The following is a 20,348-nucleotide window of genomic DNA, read 5'->3' on the forward strand; positions in this document are numbered from 1 at the left end:
CCTTCTTGTTCATCGATCGTCCTAATTGTTACTCCCAGGCCTTAGGAGACAAGCTTCTCCACCCCGATTATCCCGAATCTCCCGCCCTCTCCTCGCCCTCGACACTGTCGGATCCCGGAACGTACCGGTATTCGTCCAGATCGATCAAGCCGTTCAAGCCGAATTCGATCCCCTCGTTTTCCAGATAGAGCCGCTGCATGTAGCGCCCTTCCCCTTCCTGGATCGCGATCTCCCCTTTGGCGTTGACGACCCTGTGCCACGGCAGGCCGTGCTTCTCGCTTAACGAATGCAGGATTCGCACCACTTGCCTTGCCCCTCTCGGGCTCCCTGCGCTTGCGGCGACTTGTCCGTAGGTCATGACGCAGCCCTCGGGAATGCTTCGGATTACCTCGATCACACGTGCCGTAAAAGGCTGCACCATCGACATCACGTCTCCCTTCAGATCAGTTCCAGCTCCGGCTTCCACCAAGCCCTTGACGCAGGCCGCGGATCTCCGATCTTGACGACTTCGCCGATTTTGGGCGTCACTACGGTCGCTCCGCGTTCCCGCGCCGCCTTCGCCGCGCGCTCGACCGGATCCGTCCAGGCATGCAGAGCCAGCGTGAACGCGCCCCAGTGGATCGGCAGCATCGCCCTGCCCCGAACGTCAAGATGGGCTTGGACGGTTTCCTCCGGCACCATGTGAATGGCGGACCATCTCCGATCGTATTGGCCGCACTCCATCAACGTCAGGTCGAACGGACCGTGCCTGTCTCCGACCTCTTTGAAATGAGGGCCGTAACCGCTGTCCCCGCTAAAATACACCTTGGCTTGCTTCCCCTCGATAATCCACGAACACCATAGCGTAGAATTGCGATTGCTGCCGACGCTCCTTCCGGAAAAATGACGGGCGGGAGCGCATACCAGCTTCACCCCTTCGAATTCCAGCTCCTCCCACCAATCGTGCTCCGAGATCGCGGCCGGATCGACTCCCCACCGTTCCAGATGCGCGGCCACGCCGAGCGGTACGATGAATCGGCGGACCTTGCCGCGGAGCTTCTTGATCGTGCCGTAATCCAGGTGATCGTAATGATCGTGGGAGATGACGACCGCGTCGATCGACGGGAGCTGGTCGACCTCGATCGGCAGCCGTTTGCTGTAGCGCCGGCCTCCGAACGGCGGGAACGGCGACGGAACCCGGCCCAGCATCGGGTCCAGGAACAGGGTTTTGCCATCCAGCTTGAGCAGCACCGCCGAATGGCCGAACCACGTCACCGCGGCCTCGTCGTTCGAGCGCAGCCTTTCCGGCGTTAATCGCTCCGTCTCGAGCGGTTGTTTGGGCCGGCTTTGGGGATGCCCTTTGATCATATCGACGAATACCTTTATTCCCGTGCGGAGATCCATGTTCATGTTCGTCGGGATTTGGTTTTCGAATTTGCGGTCGCGGCTCTGGGGCGAGGCTTCGATCCGCCGCCTGCTCTCGCGCGACGCTTTGCCTCCGAGAGGCGGATAATACCGAATGACCAGGAACGTCGCGATCGCGAGGACCGCCGCAATGAAGACAACCGTTGCCATGATGATCAACCTCGACTTTCTTCGGCCCTTCTGCGAATCTTTGTCCGCAGAAAGTCATATAGGAATATGGTATACCTATTGCCTGCGAAAATCCAATCGTCCCCCGCGTCCGAAAGCGAGGTCTTGCTTTCCCCCAGTCCGGAACGGATAATAAACAAAAACGGAAGCTGTCGAAGGTTCGGCAGAGGGAGGCCGCGATGCTGCATATCGTGAACGGAGACCATGTCGGAAACAGCTTGCGGAGCGGAGGGATCGCGGGAGACGTTCTCGTATGGAGAGAGCTGTATACGGAGGGGCCCGTCTTCGCCGATCCCCGCCGCGAGATCCGGACCGATTATATGGTCGATGCGCTGGGCGTGCCGCGGGACGAATGGAAGGCCGCCCTCGACGAACAGACGAACGCGTTCGAGCATGCCGCCGAACGCGAAGAGATCGTGCTCTGGTTCGAGCACGATCTCTTCGATCAGACGATGCTTGTCCGCTTGCTTCACGAATTTGAACGGCAGCCGCTCGGACGAACCCGGTTAAGCCTCGTATGCGTCGGGGAATATCCGGGCTTCGAGCCTTTTCATAGAACGGAATCGATCTCTGGCTCGGAGGCGTCCACCTTCGCGGCACTCGCGAAGTATGGCGCTGGAACGAAGCGGCGGCGGTCCTGGAACGCAGATGATCGCCTTGCCCTGCCTCCCTTCGCTCATCCGTGTACAGCCAGAACCTCGGCCCAATCTCCATAGCCGTAATAGTCGGTTGCCCGGTCTATCTGTTTAATCCAGACGGAAGGGCCTTTGCCTCCCCTTCCCGCCATCAGCGCGTCGGCCCGCTCGCGGTCGGACCTGACCCAGACGAGCCGCTGCTCCCGGGGGAAAAATTGCGGCGCGAAGTCCCCGTAGTCTCGGGGAGGCTCCGTTACCGAGCGGGACCGGCCGCCCTGCAAACGAATCTCGACAAGCTTGGGCAGCGGCCAGCTCTTGCTCCCGCCTTCCCCGGCATATTCCTTCGCCCTGGACGCCACGATCCGATCCGCGCCTTCCCACGTCAACCCTTGATCCACGAATCCCTTCGGCGTATGGGATATCGGTTTGCCTGACGCGGGGATTCGCAGGGTTTTGAGCACCTTATCCCGGGCCGCTTCCCGTCCGACGCCGGCAATATACGCCAGCGTATCTTCCCGACCCGACCATTGAATCCAATCCGGTCGATTCAGCATTTGATCGACCGCATGAAAGCTCGTTCCGTCCGAGGACAGCAGGCACAGATAGTTTGCGTCCGCCGACAAGGAAGCGGTCGGCGTCGCCAGGAACGCGATCCACTTGCCGGACGGGGAATACTTAAAAGCGCTCGCGCCGACCACGAAAAAATCATCGGAAGCCGGGGGCAGCGTAAACAACGTCTTCGTCGCTCCCTCCGGCGAAATCTCCAGAATGCGCACGCGTTCCCAGCCTTCGGACAGCAGGCGCGCGGCCGAGGAGGCGATGAATCGTTTGCCGTCCGGCATCCAGGAGAAGCTGCCGATGCCGTCCGCGATTTCCTTCGGCGCTTCGGACGATTCCGCCCGAACCGCATAAAGTTTGCCGTTTGCCGTATAAGCCAGCTCATTGCGCTCGGGAGACCATTGATACAGCTCGACTCCTCCCGCATTCACGGTTCGGCTCCGTCCCGTCGGCACATTCCATAATTTTAACTCCGGCTGATTTTCTCCTTCGAGATAAGCGATCCATTCCCCGTCGAACGACCATTTCGGCCGCAGCGCCTTTCCTTCGCGGGTCAACTGCCGTTCCTCGCCGTATCCGCTCTTGATCCACAGATTCCCGTCTCGCACGAAGGCCGCGTTCAAGGTATCCTTGGACACGGGCGCCGCGAGGGCCGAGGAACCGAATAGCAGCAGCGAGAGGACAAGCGTCAGTCCTTGCAGCTTCCAGACTCGTAAAAGCATTCCGTTTCATCTCCTTAGAGGTTTCCGCACGAACGATCGATCGTCACGACCGTCGACCGTCCTACGTTGTCCCTCCGTTGGGAGATTTATGCGGCTTCTCCCTTGCCCTTACTTCCGCAACAGCTCCCGGGCCAAAGCGAAAGCCGAGCCGATTCTGGAAGCTCTGCCGTGCGTGCGAATATAACTGTAGTCGGTGAGCGTCACCCCGGCGTCGTTCATCGCATAGGCAAAATCGTCGTCGAGCATGAGCCGGTACTCCCACACTCTTTTTTTCCAATGCGGGACATGCTCCTGCATGCAGGCATCCTCAACGGCGGGGTGAATGTACGTCTCGCTGATTCCTTCGGGCAGGTCGTAAAGCTTGCCGATCAGCTCCTCCTTGAACCGTTCGTAGGTTTCCCCTTCCCGCGCCTGGAACGGATGCGACAGCAAATAATCCGGTATCGCCACGCCCAGCACGCCGGCCAGCGCCGAAGCTTTGGCCGCCGCCCGCTCGACTCCCGGAATGCCGGAGAGCAGCGAATCGCCCGGATGGACTTTGCGGAACAGGCGGAAGGGCAGCTTCCACTTCGCGCACAGCTTAAGCGCGTGAGGAATGTGGCTTCGGCCCGTCGCGGTTCCGTACAGGCTGCCCATATGGTTGTCCGCATGGCTTAATCGTAGGCCCGCGCGAACGGCCTTCTCGTATTGGGCGCCCAGTTCTTTCAGCACGGCACCCGTATCGGCGAGACGCTCGAACGCTTCGACCGTCTTGTGCATGTGCCCGCCCTCGTCGTGGAGCGAAGCGTCGCCGGTCAGACTGGCCCAGCGGACGGCGTCGAATTCGCTGTTCAGCGTCAGATGCAATCCGATATTGACCGCCCCTCTGCGCCTGCACCATTCCGCCGCCTCCTCGAAGCCGGGAGCCGGAGCCATGATCGTCGCGGAGGATACCCTCCGTTCCTCGAGCAGATGCATGATGGCTTGGTTCATCGGCTTGCTTTGACCGAAATCGTCGCAATTGACGACGAGAAACTTAGGACTCATTTGCCGGCTTCCTCTCTATGTTCACGAAATAGGAAATGACGAGCGAGAACGCGAGCAGAACGAGCGGAACGACGCTGATCAAGTACCGGAAGGTCATCTCCGGATTAGGTCCGGGATTGTCCCCGCTCTCGTAGCCGAACACGAGGCTGACGATCAGGAACGCCACCGCGGAGATCAAGCCGCTCGAACGAACGATAAAGCCGCTGACCGCCGTATAGATGCCCTCCCGCCGGCTGCCCGTCTTGTCCGCGTCCATGTCGATAATCTTGCTGTTGACCATCGGAGGCGAGACGAGGAACCCGGCCAGGCCGAAGCCGACGATCACGCCCGCGATAATTCCGCTGAGCAGACCGGTCCCGAACCACAGCGGAATGACCGAGAGCGCATAAGCGAGGAACGACAGCCGCCAGCCCTTCACCGGGTCCATCCGGCGCAGCAGCCAGTACCAGACGCCGACGAGCGGAATGACCGACACGAAAACCGATGCCAGCAGAATCGTATTCTGAGCCTCGGGGATTTTGAGCACATACTTGGCGTAAAAAGGAATCGTGGCGCTGAGCAAACCGTTGACGGTCTGGGCGAACGAGTTGGCGAGGTTGATCAGCCAGAAGGGCTTGTTGCCGAGCGTCTCCTTGAACGCATCCTTCATGTTTGGCTGAGGCGCTCTGCTCGCCTCCGGATCTTCCTTCACGAATCTCAAACAGAGCAGCATCAGCACGGCGAACACGACCGCATAGACGATCGCCATATTGCCGAAGCCCATCCCGTCGAACAAAATCGGCGTTAGCGCCGTCCCGATCAGCAGCGCGACGATCTGGAAGCCTTGCTGCACGGCGGACGCCTTCGCGCGCACGCGGTCGCCGCGGAACAGCTCGGCGAACAAGGCGCCGTAGTTGACCCAGATGACGGTCGCCACCGCTTCGTAGAAAATAAGCGCGATCAGGAACCAGGTGAACAGCCCCATCTCGGCCAGATTGGCCGGGGGAGAGAAGACCATGACGAACGCCAGCATGAACAGCGGAATCGCTCCGAAGATCCACGGCCGCCTGCGTCCGTATTTCGATTTCGTCCGGTCGGACCAGTAGCCGAACAACGGCTGATTGACCGCGTCCCAGATCAGGAAGATCGTGCGCGCGAGCGTCGCCAAGCCGACGCCCAGTCCCAGTTTATCCACGTAATAATAGCTGTAGAACGTGCTGAACGCCTGACTGGGAATCATCATCGCCAGCATTCCGAACGCATACATCATCGGGGTATTCGTGAGTTTTTGTCGCATAGCTCGGCAACAACCTCCGCCACTTTTCGAATGTAAACGCATACACGAATCAGAAAGGAAGAAGCTCCGGGATTTTCGGCCGACCGTTTGTCTTGGAAATCCCCTTTCCTTCCTATATATTCGAGATATAGCCTATTATCACGGATTTTTGTCTCCGGTCACAAGTCCCAAATTCGCGGACAAGCCGGCAACGCCTCTTCGTTTCCTCCGCCCCTTTCGGAGACCTCCCGTCCGCTCAACGGATGATCCCGGTATTGATGATCCTCAGGGTAACTTGCGACTCGATCGGAATGCGTGGATACTCTTCCTTCCAGTCCAATTGCTTCCACGTTGCCGGATGAAACGACATCAGCCTCCTCGCGATGCCCAAGCCGTCGTGCCGGGAGCGCTGCATTTTCCCGATGACCGCCGCGGCTTCCTCGTTCATGTGATTCGTCAACGTCCGTTCCAGGTTCTGCATGACCTCTCTCTTGTACAGATGGTTGCTCGGGTCCTCGATCACGGTTATTCTGAGCTTTAACCACAGATTCACCCGGATCCGTCCGTCGTTCGCCACCGCGATCTTCAGCGACCTTCTCGCCTTTTTGACCTCGATCGTCACGTAGTCGTAACCGTTGTCGCGCTTGTCGCCTTGCGTTTTCATCGTCAGCCTCATGTTCTTCTTATGCGAGTCGGTGAGCAGCATGTACACCTTGGAGCGGTCCGCATCAAGCTTGCCCCTCATGCGCACGCCGTCGAACAAGGCGATTCCGTCCATCGTCGGCATGCCTTCGCGAATCGTCAGATAGGGCAGCGCGAAGTCGTAGCCCCGATCCAGCGGATGCAGCGTCTGAATCGTGACCTTGGGAATCAGCGCCGCCTCTTCCATCGTTCTTAACAGATCGTCGATTTGCAGGCCGATCGTCTTCGTGCCGGTTTTCTTTAATCGAATGACGTCCTCCGCTTTCCCTTGCGCGACGGCCACTCTGGCGTTCAAGGGACTTCTCGGGTCGCGGTAATAGACGTCCAGATAAGGCATGACGTCGCGGTTGCGGACCATCTCCTCTCCCAGCAGCAGCACGCGCATTTTCGCGTTGGAGTATTTGCCGGACACTTGCTCGTCCAGAAGCTCCTGCGCGTGCTTGCTGCTTCTGGCCACCACGGTATGAGTCTCGCTCGTGTCCTTGCTCCCGGACTCGGTCACGGTAATATCCCGGATCGATACGGTGGTTTTCAGCGTCTTCTCCGGCCCATTGTCCATTCCAGCGATGCTGACATTGCGTTCGTCCTTCAACAATTGCTGGTCCCAGCAGCCGCACAGTCCCGTTAAGAGGAGTACCGCAAGAGCGATCCGATATACCGCGTTTTTCATGCTTGCCGGCGTTCCTTTCGCTCGATTTTTCGGAGATAAGAGAGACCGAGCAGCAGCAGCGGCATCACGATCAAAGTCGCGGTCGTCAGCACGGCAACGATCTTCTGAATAAAATCGATCATGTCCTGGTCGTGCGGATACACGGCGATCAACAGGATGCATACGGCGACGAACGGAGCGACCCCGGAATGCCGGGCCTTGCCGAACAAGGTCGATACCGATTTGGACGCCATGTACAGATAAGCCATTACCGTCGAGATGACCACGACGATCCAGATCATCAGGAAATACATGTCCGCGCGCTCGAATACCGTAAAGGACAAAGCTTTGACCATATACAGGATTGGTTGGGGAATGATTCTAAGCTCCTCCGGGGTAAAAATGAGCACGCACGTAAACACCAGAAATACATAAAAGGCGGTCGAAAACAAATTCGAGAACAAACCGGCTTTCAGAATCGCCCGACTCCCACCCTGAACGAACGGAAAGCTGAACAGAATAATCTCGAACCCGTAGAAGGAGTTCATCGACAGCGCCGCTCCCTTCGCAATGTTCGCAAGTCCCGCCTGCCCTATGGGCAAGGCATAGAGCCATTCCGCATCCCGATAAGCATACAGGGCGATCAAGACGAGGACGAAGATCAGGCCGAACGTCAATACGAAAAATCGGGCCAGCAGCCGCAGATTTTCCACGGCCAGGTAGAGGGAAACCGCCAGCATCATTCCCAGAATGATCCAGGCCGGCGTGCTCGCGAAAATCCAATCCCTTACGACGTCGGCGAAAAGGGCAAGAATCGACCCGCATTCGGAAATAAACATGACCGCGTAAGTCGCGTGGACGATTTTCGCGAGCGGCTTGCCGACGAGCAGCGGCAAGTATTCGAACAGGATCATGCCGGGAAACCGTCTTCCCAATGCCCAGATCACGATCAGCAGCATTCCGGAAAAAGCGCCCCCGATCAGGATCGAGATCCAGGAGTCGTTGCGGGCCGCGGCCTCCACGGTCGAAGGGAGGAAAAGCGCGCCCACCCCGATCTGGGACTGGATAATGAGCGCCATGAGCTGGCCCGGCGTAATCCGCTCCTTATCCGGGATCATGCTCCCCCTCCTCCCTGGAGCGGGTCTCCTGGATCAGCTTCTGGGCGTGGGCGTCGAGGGGGCGTTCGTTCAGCTTCCAGAACGGCAGCCGAACGAGGGCATCCTTCCAATCCTTCACGCGCATCGGAGAGATCGGCGCGAAGTACGGGGAGCCAAACGTCTCCAGCTTGCACAGATGAACGAAAATAGCCGTCAGGCTGAACACGATGCCGACGAATCCGAACAAAGCGGCCGCGAACATCACCAGGAAGCGCAGCAGCCGTACGGAATAGCTCATTTCGTGGGACGGCACGACGAACGAAGCGATCGCCGTCAACGCCACGACGATAATCATCGGATAAGACACCAGGCCTACGCGGACGACCGCGTCGCCGATGACGAGTCCCCCCACGATGCCGATAGACTGACCGACCGGCGCGGGCAGTCTCATGCCCGCCTCCCTCAGCAGCTCGATCGTCAGCTCCATGAACAGCGCCTCCAGAATCGGAGGGTACGGAATTTTCTCTACGCTTCCTTTGATCTGATAGAACAGCTCCATCGGTACGACTTCGTAATGGAAGGAAATCACGGCAATATAGTATGCGGGCAGGGTAATGGCGATAAAAAAGCTGAACAGCCGCAGCAGCCGAATAAACGAACCGGCCAACGACCGGCTGTTGTAGTCGTCCGGAGATTGATAGAAAACGAAGAAGTTGGCGGGCATGACGAGCGCGGCGGGGGTGCCTTCCATCAGAAGGGCGACGCGGCCCTCAAGCAGGTTGGCGGCGACGCGGTCCGGGCGTTCCGTCAGCAGAATTTGCGGGAACGGCGAGTAGGAGCGGTTCTCGATATACTCCAGTACGAGATACGCATTCATGACGTTGTCCGCGTTGATCGCTTTGATTCTGGCGTCGATCTCCGCGACCAGCTGCGGATCGGCGAGATCGTTAATATACACAAGCGAGGCTTCGGAATGGGTCATTTTCCCCAGCGTATACTGGCGAATAACCAGATTGCGGCTGTTGATCTGCCTGCGGACCAGCTGCAGATTCACGCGCAAGCTCTCGATAAAACCGTTATGCGCCCCTTGGACGGTTTTCTCGTTCGCCGGCTCGCTTACGGACCGGTTGTTGATCAGAGCCGCTTGAATCGCGTAGCATTCCGGCTTCCCTTCGAGGAACAGCACCGCGAAGCCGGAGGTCATCAGATCGATCGCGGCGCCAAGATCGGTCAGCCGGCTCAAGCCCGCGGCAGTCACGATTCGTTCCGGATCGGTACCCGAAGAATTCATCATCGGCTTCAGGATAAGCTCGTGGATCAGGTTGTGATCGCATACCGAATTCAAATAAAGCAGCGTTCCGCGAGCTTCGGGCAGCTTAAGCGGGCGCTCCGCGAGATCGTCCGTGCCGAACAGCGCTTCGCGGACGTATTCGACGTTATCCGATAGCTCTTCCTTAACCGCGACCGCCGAAGGGGGCGTCCTTAAGGCGACATTCGCCGGCCTCTCGCTTATTCTGTGATTGTTGGTCAGCAGCCTTCTGAAAAACCCCATGACACACCTCGGATTCGCAGCTTTTCAGGATAGAATTTCCAGAATGCAGTCCGATTATTCTCCGCGGAATCGCCAGAGGGGTCCGTTCCCTAAGCAGAGTTGCTTGGGACGATCGATAGACAAAGAAGGGGTATGTGCCTCCTGGAGACCTGCCTCATACGCTCCTGAAATTACCTTGCCACGGGTTAACCATTCCCATTTCAGGAGCGTATAGCAGCGGAAGGAGGCACATACCCCTTACACCTTGTTCATCGATTATCTTTGAAAGCAACTTGATTCGCTTAGGGGACAGCCCCCTCTGCTTTATCCGCCTTGGATTACAGACTTGCGCTCAGAATGCTCAGAACGTCGTCCCGCGACAGCAGCTTAAACGAACCGATTGGGCCGAATTGCGTCGCTTCGTCCGCCATTCGCTCCAGATGCTCGTCGCCGATGCCGACCTCGCCAAGCGTCGCCGGAGCGCCGATCCGGGTAAAGTAAGCTCTCGTCGCCTCGATGCCCTCCAGCGCGATCTCGTCGTCGCTCTTGCCCGCCGGATCGACCTGCCAGACTCGCACCGCATACTGCACGAACTTGCTCACCCGTTCCTTGTACACGTATTTCATCCAGTTCGGGAACAGAATGGCCAAGCCCGCCCCGTGCGCAATATCGTAGATCGCGCTCACTTCATGCTCGATGCCGTGCGTCGCCCAATCCGTCGTCACCCCGTTGGGCAGCGTGCCGTTCAGCGCGTATGTACCCGACAGCAGCAGATTGGCCCGGGCATCGTAGTCCGTCCCGTCCTCCAGCGCTTTCTCCCCATTCTCGATTACGGTCAGGAGAACGCCTTCGGCCAGACGCTCCTGAAGCGGAATGTCGGTCGTGAGCGTAAAATACTGCTCGAACACGTGCGACATCATGTCGACGATCCCGTTCACCGTCTGGTCGCGGGGAACCGTGTACGTCAGCTTCGGATCCAATATGGAAAAGCGCGGGTAGACCAGCTTGCTGCCGAGTCCCCGTTTCTGCTTCGTCTCCCAGTTCGTGATCACCGCGTTGCCGTTCATTTCGGAACCCGTAGCCGCAAGCGTCAGCACGGTTCCAAGCGGCAGCGCGTCCTGAATGATCGCCTTGCGGATCGTGAAATCCCACACGTCGCCGTCGTATACGGCGCCCGCGGCGATGGCCTTCGACGCGTCCAGCACGCTTCCGCCTCCGACCGCAAGAATAAACTCGATGCCCTCCGCGCGGCAGATTTCGATGCCCCGTTTTACCGTGGAGAGTCGCGGATTCGGCTCGATTCCGGAAAGCTCGTGAACCGTCGCCCCGATGTTCTCAAGCTGGAACATCACATCGTCGTAAAGCCCGGTTCTCTTGATGCTTCCTCCGCCGTATACGAGCAAGATCCGCTTTCCGTAGGGTTCGACCAACTCGCCCAATTGTCCGACCTTGTCCGCTCCGAAGACCAGCTTGGTCGGATTATACCATTCAAATGCGTTCATGCTTCGTATTCCCTCCTAGGTATGGTAATCTGCTGCATTGCACCCAGTGTACCACTGAATGGGGAAATACGCACATTTTTCCGCGAAGAACGCGGGACGGCCCGCAAATATTGTAGAGAGATGGGGAAATGTGGTATTGTTTCGATGTTCGATATTATCCTTGTAGAATCGGAAGGCGGATGAACCGTGGGCGATTTCGAAACGCTGCATCGAAGAAACAAACTTCTTGTAAACATAATCTGGGGCATGCTCGCTCTGGGAATTATCGTGGATTTCTTGACCGGAGCTCCGTCCAGCTCCATCGTCGTGCTGGCGATCGTCGGCTCGATCGCGGGCGGAACGGCCACCTTGCTGACTTATATGCGCTGGTGGCCTTCGTACATCATGTATCTGATCTCCATTATCGTCTCCGTCCTTACTGTGCTGCTCATTGCGACGGGCCCCGTTATTACGACTTATTTCCTTGTTTACGTGAACCTGGCGATCATGGGCCTGTACAGCAATTCCCGGGCGATCGCGTTCTCCGGCCTCTCGGGAATCGCCCTTACGATCTATTATTGTTTCCTCAGCCCGTATAAGGACGAGATGTTCGGGGGCAACGATCCCTATACGATCATCCTCTTCTTCCTGCTTATCGCCGTTCCCTTGTACATATCCGCGAGGTTCAGCCAACGCTTGCAGACCGAAGCCTCGTCGCAGCGCGAACAAGCGGTGGCCGAACGGAATCGCGCGCAGCAGATCGTGGACCAGGTGGCCCGATCGCTGGCTGCTCTGAACGACTTCAGCTCGAATCTTAAGAGCAATATCACGTCGACCAACACGATCTCCAAAGAGGTGACCTCGGCGTTCTCCGAAGTCGCGTCCAGCATGGAGAGCCAGACGTCCGGCATCGCCGACATCAGCGAATCGATTCGCCTGATCGGTCAAGAGATCGCGTCTCTCGCCGCCCACGCGACGGAAATGAAAGCCCGGTCCGAAAATTCCGCGCGTTACACAAGCGTCGGCAGCGCCGAAGCGGAGACGCTCGAGACGCAGATGAAGCAGGTTCACGCCACGATCGACGAATCGGCCGCCCTGATGCAGCAGCTCAACGAACAGAACCAACAGATCGGGGACATCCTCGCGACGATCAAGAACATCTCCAATCAGACGAACCTACTTGCGCTTAACGCCGCGATCGAGGCCGCCCGGGCAGGTGAGCACGGCCAGGGCTTCGCCGTCGTCTCTCATGAAATCCGCAAGCTCGCCGAATCCTCCACCCAATCGACGGAGCTGATAGAGACCATTCTCGAGACGATCCGGACGAAGACGTCTCTCGCCTCAGATCAGGTGCTCCAAGGGCAGCTCGGCATTGTCCGCAGCGGCGAATCGGCGAATAAAGTGGCGGAAGCGATGCGCTCTCTCGCGGAGGACTCGCATCGGAACGAACAGCACTCTTCCGAGCTGAATCGTTCCGCCGAGGACTTGAACCGTCAGTACGATACGATGAGCCAGCGAATCGTCAGCATCGCGGAAGCGACCGAACGGAACATGGCCGCAGTTGAAGAAATGTCGGCCAGCATGACGACGCAGGACACGAGGATCGGCGATATCGTCGAAAGCTTCCTGCAATTGGACAAGCTTGCCTCCGACCTGAACAGGATGACCGGAAAGTGAAAAGAGGCTGTCGCTCGCAAGTTTCGACCGCGAGCGACAGCCTTTTATTGACCGGGGAGAAGCCGGCTTAGTGAGCGGCTCCCGCCTCGTCGATATGCTTCAGATGTCTTCTGTTCGCGAGAATGAACAGAACCGATACGAGGACGAACCCGCCCCCGACATAGAACGGGACATGCGAGTTAAACCATTCGGCGAGCTTGCCGGCGAAGAACGGCGCCGCCGCGCCGCCGAGAAAACGCAGGAAGCTGTACGCGGCCGACGCCGTCGAGCGTTCGACCGGGGCGGCATGCATCACCACTGTCGTAATGAGCGTATTATTGTTGCCGAGAAAAGCGCCGGCCAAAATAACCGCGACGATAATAACCTCCCTCGTCGAAGTCCAGATGCCCATCGCAATCAAGGTCAGCGCGAACAAAGTCAGCATCAGGCACATCGCCTTGATCGTGCCCAGCTTCCTCTCCAGCTTGGGCGCCATGAACACGGAAGTGACCGCCAGCAGCAGCCCCCAGCCCAGGAAAACATACCCGAGACCGCGTTCGTTCAGATGCATGACGAACGGAGCGTAAGCCAGCAGCGTGAAAAAACCGAAGTTATACAGCAGCGCCGCGATGCCCAGAACGAGCAGCGCCGGATATTTCATCGCGCGGAACGGGTCCAGAAGGGAGGTTCGCTTGACCGGCGCGGCCGCGTTCGGCGACGCAGCGGCCGGATGACGGGCGGGCATCATAAACAGCAGCAGCAGAAACGCCAGCCCCATCAAGCAGGCCACTCCGAAGAACGGGCCTCTCCAGGAGATCGAACCGAGACTGCCGCCAAGCAGCGGCCCCACGGAAATTCCGAGGCCGATTGCGGCCTCGTACAGAATGATCGCCTTCGCGACGCCCGATCTGGAGAACGATACGATCGCCGATAACGCCGTAGCGACGAATAGCGCGTTGCCTAGTCCCCAGCCGCCTCTCAGCCACACAAGCTCCCAGATCCCGCCGGAGCTGCCGCCGAGCGCCGAGAACAGCGCGATGATGACGACGCCGCACATCAGCGTCCACTTGATGCCCAGTCTGGACGAGATCGTACCGGTAATGAGCATCGCGATCGCCATGACCAGATTGTAGCTCGTGAACAATAAAGTCACCTGGCTCGGCGAAGCGTCGAGCTTCTCCGCGATTGCCGGAAGAATAGGATCTACAAGGCCCAGCCCCATAAACGCGATAATCGAAGCAAAGCCGATCGCCCATACCGCTTTCGGCTGATTCCAGATACTGTTGTTGCCTGGCTGTTGATTCATGAAGGACCTCTTCTTTCGTAGAACGGATTTATTTCATAAAGTCTATTATAGGAAGTCGCTTAAGTGATGTATAATACATAATTAACTATGAATCGATAGACCTCAGGCTATAATCTGAAGGAAAGAAGGTCAAGCAAGCGATGGAATGGCTTCAACTGAAATATTTCCAGACCGTTGCGCGGCTCGAGCATATGACGCAGGCGGCGGAGCAGCTGCAGATCGCCCAGCCTTCGCTGAGCAAGACGATCGGCAGGCTCGAGGAAGCGGTCGGCGTGCCGCTGTTCGACCGTCAAGGCCGGCAAATCCGGTTAAACCAGTTCGGGAAAATTTATTTGGAGAGGGTGGACCGGGCTTTCCGGGAGCTGGAGGAGGGGGAACGGCAAATCCGCGAGCTGGCGGGATTAAACCGGGGCAGCATCCGGCTGGGCGTATCGATTACGAGCGTGCTTCCGGAGCTGATCGGCACGTTTATTCAGCGTCATCCGTCCGTTCACTTTCGCCAGACGCTCGGACCGACGATCGAGATGATCAAGCGGCTGGAGGACGGAGACATCGATCTGTGCATCAGCTCCATTCAGGCCGAAGGCTCGGACCTGGAGTGGCGGGAGCTGATGACGGAACGGGTATGGATCGCGGCCTCCGTCGACCATCGGCTCGCCAGCCGCGACAGCATCGCGCTGGAGGAGCTGGCGGAGGAGCCGTTCATCAGCATGAATGTCGGCTTTTCCTTCCGGGATCTGATGGACGAGCTGTGTCGTCAAGCGGATTTCCAGCCTAACGTCACATTCGAGGTGGACGAACCGGAAGGCATTTCCCGCCTGGTCGGGCACGGACTGGGAGTCGCCTTTCTCCCCGAGCTGGCCTTCAGATCCCCGTCGCGCTCCCATCTTAAGAAAATCCGGATCGAACGCCGCGATTTCCGGCGAACGACCTGGTTCGCCTGGTCGAAGAAACATTACTTGTCGCTTGCGGCCCAGGAATTCCGCGAATACATCATCGAGAGCTACGGACTCATGCAGCGGGAACTGACCCGATAGATTGGAGCCGCTTCGGGCAAGCTACCTCAATTGGCGATGGGCCCGCGCGGATTCTGCCCATTTAATGGTCCAGCAGACCGTTAACCGAGGCACCGGCGCGGACTCTGCCCATTTAGCGGCCCAGCAGACCGTTAACCGAGGCACCGTGCGGATTACACCCATTTAACGGCCCGCCTGACCGTTAACCGAAGCGCCCAGGCGGTTTCCGACCATTTAACGGTCCAGCAGACCGTTAACCGAGGCACCGTGCGGATTACTCCCATTTAACAGTCCAGCAGACCGTTAACCGAAGCGCCCGAACGGACCATGCCCATTTAACGGCCCGCCTGACCGTTAACCTCACTCGGAGGGCTCACCAGTTTGCGTCCGGCTGCCGGACGCGATGGAGGAGCCGACGCGGCCAGCATCCCGGGAGTTCAGGCCGGTAGCGAGGCCTTCTCTCCCGTCTGGAGCTGGTACATCTTGAAGTAGCGGCCGCGAAGCGCCATGAGCTCGTCGTGGGTGCCGCGCTCGACGAGCTCGCCGCGGTGCAGCACGAGAATTTGGTCGGCGTCGCGGATCGTGGACAGCCGATGCGCGATGACGAGCGTCGTCCGGCCTTCGCTGACGACCCGGAGCGCCCGCTGGATAAGCCCCTCCGTCTCGCTGTCGATGCTGGCGGTCGCCTCGTCGAGGATGAGAATCGACGGATCGAACGCCAGCGCCCGGGCGAAGGAGATAAGCTGCCGCTGTCCGGACGACAGCGTGCTGCCCCGCTCGACGACCGGCTCGTCGTATCCGTTCGGGAGCTGCTCGACGAACGAAGCCGCGCCGACGGCAGCGAGCGCTTCTTTAACCCGCTCCAGCGAAATGTCCTTGTTGTACAGGCTGACGTTAAATTTGATATCCCCGGCAAACAGATACGGGTCCTGCAGCACGATGCCCATATGCTGGCGAAGCTGCTGCTTCGACAGCGTCGCGATGTCGACGCCGTCAATCGCGATCCGTCCCGAACCGGGCTCGTAGAAGCCCAGCAGCAGGTTGATGATCGAGCTTTTGCCCGATCCCGTATGGCCGACGAGCGCTACCGTCTCTCCCTGGCGGGCGGTGAAGGAGATGTTCTTCAGCACGTGATCGTCGCCGTTGTAAGCGAACGTCACGTGCTCGAATCTCACTTCCCCTTCCGGCTTGGCCGCGGCGGCAACCTCCTCGACGTCCCTGCCTTCCATGTCGAGAATGGCGAATACTTTGTCCGCGGAGACAAACGCGCGCTGCGCGTTCATGAGCTGGTCGAAAATCCCGATAATCGGGTTGAAGATCCGGCCCAGGTAGTCGGTGAACGCGTACAGCACGCCGAACGACAGAGCCGCGCCGGCAATCGAGAGGCTGCCGAAATGCCAAATGACGTACGCCGTAACGAGGCTGCCGATCGTGCCGACGATATTCCGCGACGACAGAGAAAAGACGCGGAACTGCTTCACCTGGGCGTCGTAGCGGTCCTCGTTCAGCCGATCGAACTCCTCCAGCGTCGCCTTCTCCCGGCGGAAAGCCTGAATGATCGGCATAACGGCGATCGACTCGTTGATCATCGCGTTCATGTCGCTCAGCCGCGCGCGCATAATCGAGACGTATTTTCTGGAGAACTTCAAGTGGAAATACATAATGACGGCAAACACCGGCGGAAGAGCCAGCGTATAGACGGCAAGCCGCGCGTCCAGAATGAACAAGGCCGCATAGATGCCGATCAGATGCGCGAAGCTGACGACAAACGTGGCCATGAAGCTCATGAACAGCTCCCGAATCGCCTCCGTGTCGTTGGCGACGCGGGAGACGATCTGGCCCGCCGGCGTATTGTCGAAATAGCGCAGAGGTATGCGCTGGATGTGGCGCATGACGTCCATTCTCATGTTTTTGATAATTCGGAGCGACGCCGCTTGCAGCAGGTAGGATTGCGAGAAATTCAGCACGCCCGACAGCAAAACCAGCCCCATATAAAACGCGAGCAAAACGAGCACGGGAACGATCTCGTTCGTCGGAGGAGACAAATGCCGGTCTATGATCGTCTTGACAATGAACGGACCGCCGAGCTCCGCGCCCACCGCGCAGAGCAGAATCGCCAGAGCGGCGAAAATCCGGTACTTGTAAGCGAGCGCGTAAGAGAGCAGCCTGCCCCCCGTTGATCGTTGGGATTTCATACGAGCCTCCGATCCTGATTGTCCGATTATTCTTCCAAGCCGGCTTCCATCTGCTGGCGGTCCCACTGCTGTCTGTACCATCCGCCCAGCAGCATCAATTGCTCATGGGTGCCTTCTTCCTTGATCCGCCCTTCGTCCAGCACGACGATCCAATCGGCGTGGCGAACGGCGGACAGGCGGTGCGTCGAGATCAGCGTCGTCTTGCCGGCGCGCTCGCGCCGGATGTTGGCCACGATGCGGCTTTCCGTCCGCGCGTCCACCGCCGACAAGGAGTCGTCCAGCAGCAAAATCTCCGCGTCGACGAGCAGCGCCCGGGCGATCGAAAGCCGCTGCTTCTGGCCGCCGGACAGCATGACGCCGTTCTCGCCGATAAGCGTCTCCAGCCCTTGCGGCAGCTGGGCGATATCTCCGGCGAAGGACGCCATCTCGACCGCGCGATCCACTTCCTCCGGCGTTGCGTCCGGCTTGCCGAGCGCGATGTTGTCGCGAATCGTCTTGGAGAGCAGCAGGTGCTCCTGCGGGACATAGGCGGCCCATTGCTTCAGGCGATCAAAGGAAATGCTCTCCGCCGGGACGTCCGACAGGAACAGCATGCCGGGAGGCAGCGGGTACTGCCGCAGCAGCTGCTTCAGCAGGGTGCTCTTGCCGCTGCCGGTTTTGCCGACGACACCCAGCGTCCGGCCCCGCTCCAGCCGTACGGAGACGTCGACCAGACTGGGAGACGAAGCGGTCGGATAGGTGAAAGACAGCGCCTTCATTTCAATCGATTCGGGAACGGCGGGCTCGATCGGGTCCTCGGCGTCCCGCACGTCGGCTTGCTCGGCCAGCACGTCGTCGAGCCGCCCCGCCGAAGCGCTGCCTCTCTGCAGCACGTTAATGAACTCGCCGAAGGAAATGACCGGCCAGACCAGCATGCCCAAGTAAATATTGAAGGTCACGAGCTGACCCAGCGAAATTTCGTTCTGAAACACCAGATAAGCGCCGTAACCGATGCCGATCACGAAGCTCGCTCCCACAACGAAGGAAATCAGAGGGTGGAACAGCGAGTTCAAAATCGCCACTCGCCGGTTCTTGTCCATCACGTCCGACGTCAGCCGGTCGAACGCCTGCAAATCGTCTTTCTCCTGCACGTAAGAACGAATGACCCGGATGCCGGAAATCGCCTCCAGCACATGATCGTTCATCCGGCCGAACGACTCCTGCGCAGCCACGAACCGGGTCCGTACAAGGCCGCCGAGCTTGCTGATGACCACAACGAGCAGCGGCAACGGAATCATCGCGGCGATCATCAGCTTCGCGCTTATGAAGCTGAGCATCATCACGACGACGACCGAGATGCCGACCAGCGTATTGACGAGCGTCATGACGCCGTATCCGGTCGTCTGACCGATCGCCGGCACGTCGTTGGTCGCCAGCGCCATCAGTTGTCCCGTGCTGCGGCGTTGGAAAAACGAAGGACGCATCCGGGTCAGATGACGGAGCAGACGGAAGCGCAGCAGCTTCTCGATCAGCACCGAATTGCCGAACAAGCTTGTAATCCATATGTAAACGAAGACGTAGGTGATCAGCGCAAGGCCGACAAGCAGGAGAACGGTCTGGTTCAACTCGGCGGAGGTCAGAGTCCCCTTCTCCATCACGTCGATTTTGTTCCCGATAAGCCGGGGCGGAATCATCGACAGCAGGCTGACCAGCGTCATCAGTCCGACAGCCAGGAAATAGCTGACCCATCTTTCCTTGAAAAACCATTTCAGGCGAATCACGAACGACAGTGTCGTCACCCTCCTCATTTTCCATATTCTGAGCGCATGCTTCGATCTTAACCGTTCCGCCCGTTCGCGTCTACGCGAACACTACCTTAAATTTCCCAAGCAAAAACGCCTGCGGCGTCCATAGGACGGCGAACGCGTTTTTGTCGGAGACGATACAGACAAGGATAAGGGTGAAGCTTATAAATTCTGTATCGTGCAAAAAAACGATCGCCGCCGTCCCGGAAAAGAGGAACGATAAGAGGCCGAAGACGGGGAGGCCGGGCGTTGACGACACGCAAAAGAAAAGCGGCGAGACCGGTTCGGGTGTCGAAGGTTCGCCGCTCTGGGATGTATGGAGTTAATCTTCGCCTTCCTCGTAATGAGCCTTGCAAAATTCGGCCAGCGCGGCCTCCTCCTCGTCCTCCAGCTCGGCGTCGATGTAGCGGCCCGTCGATTTCTCGTACAGTCCGTAGCTCACGACGCTCCCTTGCTCTCCGTCCACCTTGTAGACGGCCTTGATCTCGATCCCGTTCGCGGAATACAATTCGTCTTCCTCGTCGAGCTCCAGCTCGATCACGAACTCGTAACGCCGTCCCGCCAAAATCCGGAAAGGGTCTTTCACCAGTTCCACGCTGTATTCGGTTACCGCCAGCATTTTCTCATCCTTCCTTGCACTCGATGTCCTCATTATACACATTTCCACATACATGGCGATTATGCCTCCTTCCGTTGAGCGTGGACCCGATACCCCAGCTTCGCGAGCACGAGTCCCGTAAACGGGTTCAGCTCCGCGATCGGCGCTTCCGGATCGAAATAGGCCAGCTCCAAACCTTCCCGATCGTTTACCCGAGGAATTCCTTCCGTTTCGATCGCCTCGTACACGGCCATCACGTTATATACCTCATCCCCGTGCGGGTAACGATAATACATCTCCCTGCCGGAAAATAAATCGATCAGCCGGAACCGCCTCGCGGTCAGTCCCGCCTCTTCCCACAGTTCCCGCGCCGCCGCTTCCTCCAACGATTCGCCGGGCTCCAGCGCCCCGCCGATCGTTCCCCAATCTCCGCTGTCCGAGCGCCTTTGCAGCAGCAAGCGCCCGCCGTCGTCGAACACGAGCACGCAAGCGCCGGCCATAATCAACGGGCGCGTCCCGACAACCTCCCGCAATTCCGCTATATAGCCCAAGTTCCTCGTCTCCT

The 20,348-nt window shown here is 58.6% G+C and carries 17 protein-coding genes; 3 read left to right on the top strand and 14 right to left on the bottom strand.

The window, feature by feature from the left end:
• Positions 1-67 precede the first annotated feature (67 nt).
• Positions 68-418 carry an MGMT family protein gene (locus ACFFT4_RS07275; protein WP_378046445.1) on the bottom strand — a complete coding sequence of 117 codons (351 nt, stop codon included), beginning with the start codon at positions 416-418 and terminating at the stop codon, positions 68-70.
• Positions 419-438: 20 nt separating this feature from the next.
• The gene (locus ACFFT4_RS07280) at positions 439-1,554 is read right to left on the bottom strand and encodes an MBL fold metallo-hydrolase (RefSeq protein WP_378046307.1); all 1,116 of its coding nucleotides are present in this window, start codon (positions 1,552-1,554) and stop codon (positions 439-441) included.
• Between the two features lie 197 nt (positions 1,555-1,751).
• On the opposite strand from ACFFT4_RS07280, the gene ACFFT4_RS07285 reads away from it, so the two are divergent.
• Positions 1,752-2,288 (top strand): DUF1835 domain-containing protein, encoded by a 537-nt coding sequence (locus tag ACFFT4_RS07285; protein ID WP_378046308.1) that lies wholly within the window; start codon positions 1,752-1,754, stop codon positions 2,286-2,288.
• Here the strand turns inward: ACFFT4_RS07285 and ACFFT4_RS07290 are convergent.
• The 7 genes from ACFFT4_RS07290 to ACFFT4_RS07320 all read right to left on the bottom strand — a co-directional run bounded on the left by ACFFT4_RS07290 (position 2,249) and on the right by ACFFT4_RS07320 (position 11,249).
• Positions 2,249-3,487: a translocation protein TolB gene (locus tag ACFFT4_RS07290; RefSeq protein ID WP_378046310.1), complete on the bottom strand. Its 1,239-nt coding sequence runs from the start codon at positions 3,485-3,487 to the stop codon at positions 2,249-2,251. The two genes, ACFFT4_RS07285 and ACFFT4_RS07290, sit on opposite strands and share 40 nt — an antisense overlap.
• A 108-nt stretch (positions 3,488-3,595) precedes the next feature.
• A complete protein-coding gene (locus ACFFT4_RS07295) occupies positions 3,596-4,513 on the bottom strand; it encodes a polysaccharide deacetylase family protein (protein WP_378046311.1) in 918 nt (305 codons plus the stop codon).
• Entirely contained in the window at positions 4,503-5,789 is a 1,287-nt protein-coding gene (locus tag ACFFT4_RS07300; protein WP_378046312.1) for an MFS transporter, read from the bottom strand. The genes ACFFT4_RS07295 and ACFFT4_RS07300 overlap by 11 nt, the downstream gene beginning before the upstream one ends.
• A 235-nt stretch (positions 5,790-6,024) precedes the next feature.
• Positions 6,025-7,140: a Ger(x)C family spore germination protein gene (locus tag ACFFT4_RS07305; protein WP_378046313.1), complete on the bottom strand. Its 1,116-nt coding sequence runs from the start codon at positions 7,138-7,140 to the stop codon at positions 6,025-6,027.
• A complete protein-coding gene (locus ACFFT4_RS07310) occupies positions 7,137-8,237 on the bottom strand; it encodes a GerAB/ArcD/ProY family transporter (protein WP_378046315.1) in 1,101 nt (366 codons plus the stop codon). Before ACFFT4_RS07310 ends, ACFFT4_RS07305 begins: the two co-directional genes overlap by 4 nt.
• Complete coding sequence (locus ACFFT4_RS07315) at positions 8,224-9,768, bottom strand: spore germination protein (RefSeq protein WP_378046317.1); 1,545 nt, start codon at positions 9,766-9,768, stop codon at positions 8,224-8,226. Before ACFFT4_RS07315 ends, ACFFT4_RS07310 begins: the two co-directional genes overlap by 14 nt.
• 317 nt (positions 9,769-10,085) lie before the next feature.
• The gene (locus ACFFT4_RS07320; protein WP_378046319.1) at positions 10,086-11,249 is read right to left on the bottom strand and encodes an iron-containing alcohol dehydrogenase; all 1,164 of its coding nucleotides are present in this window, start codon (positions 11,247-11,249) and stop codon (positions 10,086-10,088) included.
• Between the two features lie 186 nt (positions 11,250-11,435).
• Here ACFFT4_RS07320 and ACFFT4_RS07325 point away from each other — a divergent pair, with 186 nt between their 5' ends.
• Positions 11,436-12,905, top strand: a complete 1,470-nt coding sequence (locus tag ACFFT4_RS07325) for a methyl-accepting chemotaxis protein (protein WP_378046320.1) — start codon at positions 11,436-11,438, stop codon at positions 12,903-12,905.
• 67 nt (positions 12,906-12,972) lie between these two features.
• On the opposite strand, the gene ACFFT4_RS07330 is transcribed toward ACFFT4_RS07325, so the two are convergent.
• Positions 12,973-14,190, bottom strand: a complete 1,218-nt coding sequence (locus ACFFT4_RS07330; protein WP_378046322.1) for an MFS transporter — start codon at positions 14,188-14,190, stop codon at positions 12,973-12,975.
• A 140-nt stretch (positions 14,191-14,330) separates the two neighbouring features.
• Here ACFFT4_RS07330 and ACFFT4_RS07335 point away from each other — a divergent pair, with 140 nt between their 5' ends.
• Entirely contained in the window at positions 14,331-15,227 is an 897-nt protein-coding gene (locus tag ACFFT4_RS07335) for a LysR family transcriptional regulator (RefSeq protein WP_378046324.1), read from the top strand.
• Between the two features lie 416 nt (positions 15,228-15,643).
• On the opposite strand, the gene ACFFT4_RS07340 is transcribed toward ACFFT4_RS07335, so the two are convergent.
• The 4 genes from ACFFT4_RS07340 to ACFFT4_RS07355 all read right to left on the bottom strand — a co-directional run bounded on the left by ACFFT4_RS07340 (position 15,644) and on the right by ACFFT4_RS07355 (position 20,334).
• Complete coding sequence (locus ACFFT4_RS07340; protein ID WP_378046326.1) at positions 15,644-17,401, bottom strand: ABC transporter ATP-binding protein; 1,758 nt, start codon at positions 17,399-17,401, stop codon at positions 15,644-15,646.
• 26 nt (positions 17,402-17,427) lie between these two features.
• Positions 17,428-19,170 (bottom strand): ABC transporter ATP-binding protein, encoded by a 1,743-nt coding sequence (locus ACFFT4_RS07345; RefSeq protein WP_378046447.1) that lies wholly within the window; start codon positions 19,168-19,170, stop codon positions 17,428-17,430.
• Between the two features lie 337 nt (positions 19,171-19,507).
• Positions 19,508-19,837 carry a DUF6509 family protein gene (locus tag ACFFT4_RS07350; RefSeq protein WP_378046327.1) on the bottom strand — a complete coding sequence of 110 codons (330 nt, stop codon included), beginning with the start codon at positions 19,835-19,837 and terminating at the stop codon, positions 19,508-19,510.
• A gap of 26 nt (positions 19,838-19,863) precedes the next feature.
• A complete protein-coding gene (locus ACFFT4_RS07355) occupies positions 19,864-20,334 on the bottom strand; it encodes an NUDIX hydrolase (RefSeq protein ID WP_378046329.1) in 471 nt (156 codons plus the stop codon).
• Positions 20,335-20,348: the final 14 nt, after the last annotated feature.

The sequence above is a fragment of the Cohnella cellulosilytica genome, assembly GCF_042431195.1.
Classification (GTDB): domain Bacteria; phylum Bacillota; class Bacilli; order Paenibacillales; family Paenibacillaceae; genus Cohnella; species Cohnella cellulosilytica.

What these genes read in the sequence shown, in the direction of transcription:
- ACFFT4_RS07310 (WP_378046315.1), bottom strand. Translation starts at nt 8,237, where the DNA reads ATGATCCCGGATAAGGAGCGGATTACGCCGGGCCAGCTCATGGCGCTC.
- ACFFT4_RS07335 (WP_378046324.1), top strand. Translation starts at nt 14,331, where the DNA reads ATGGAATGGCTTCAACTGAAATATTTCCAGACCGTTGCGCGGCTCGAG.
- ACFFT4_RS07350 (WP_378046327.1), bottom strand. Translation starts at nt 19,837, where the DNA reads ATGAGGACATCGAGTGCAAGGAAGGATGAGAAAATGCTGGCGGTAACC.
- ACFFT4_RS07300 (WP_378046312.1), bottom strand. Translation starts at nt 5,789, where the DNA reads ATGCGACAAAAACTCACGAATACCCCGATGATGTATGCGTTCGGAATG.
- ACFFT4_RS07285 (WP_378046308.1), top strand. Translation starts at nt 1,752, where the DNA reads ATGCTGCATATCGTGAACGGAGACCATGTCGGAAACAGCTTGCGGAGC.
- ACFFT4_RS07290 (WP_378046310.1), bottom strand. Translation starts at nt 3,487, where the DNA reads ATGCTTTTACGAGTCTGGAAGCTGCAAGGACTGACGCTTGTCCTCTCG.
- ACFFT4_RS07315 (WP_378046317.1), bottom strand. Translation starts at nt 9,768, where the DNA reads ATGGGGTTTTTCAGAAGGCTGCTGACCAACAATCACAGAATAAGCGAG.
- ACFFT4_RS07320 (WP_378046319.1), bottom strand. Translation starts at nt 11,249, where the DNA reads ATGAACGCATTTGAATGGTATAATCCGACCAAGCTGGTCTTCGGAGCG.
- ACFFT4_RS07295 (WP_378046311.1), bottom strand. Translation starts at nt 4,513, where the DNA reads ATGAGTCCTAAGTTTCTCGTCGTCAATTGCGACGATTTCGGTCAAAGC.
- ACFFT4_RS07340 (WP_378046326.1), bottom strand. Translation starts at nt 17,401, where the DNA reads ATGAAATCCCAACGATCAACGGGGGGCAGGCTGCTCTCTTACGCGCTC.
- ACFFT4_RS07305 (WP_378046313.1), bottom strand. Translation starts at nt 7,140, where the DNA reads ATGAAAAACGCGGTATATCGGATCGCTCTTGCGGTACTCCTCTTAACG.
- ACFFT4_RS07280 (WP_378046307.1), bottom strand. Translation starts at nt 1,554, where the DNA reads ATGGCAACGGTTGTCTTCATTGCGGCGGTCCTCGCGATCGCGACGTTC.
- ACFFT4_RS07330 (WP_378046322.1), bottom strand. Translation starts at nt 14,190, where the DNA reads ATGAATCAACAGCCAGGCAACAACAGTATCTGGAATCAGCCGAAAGCG.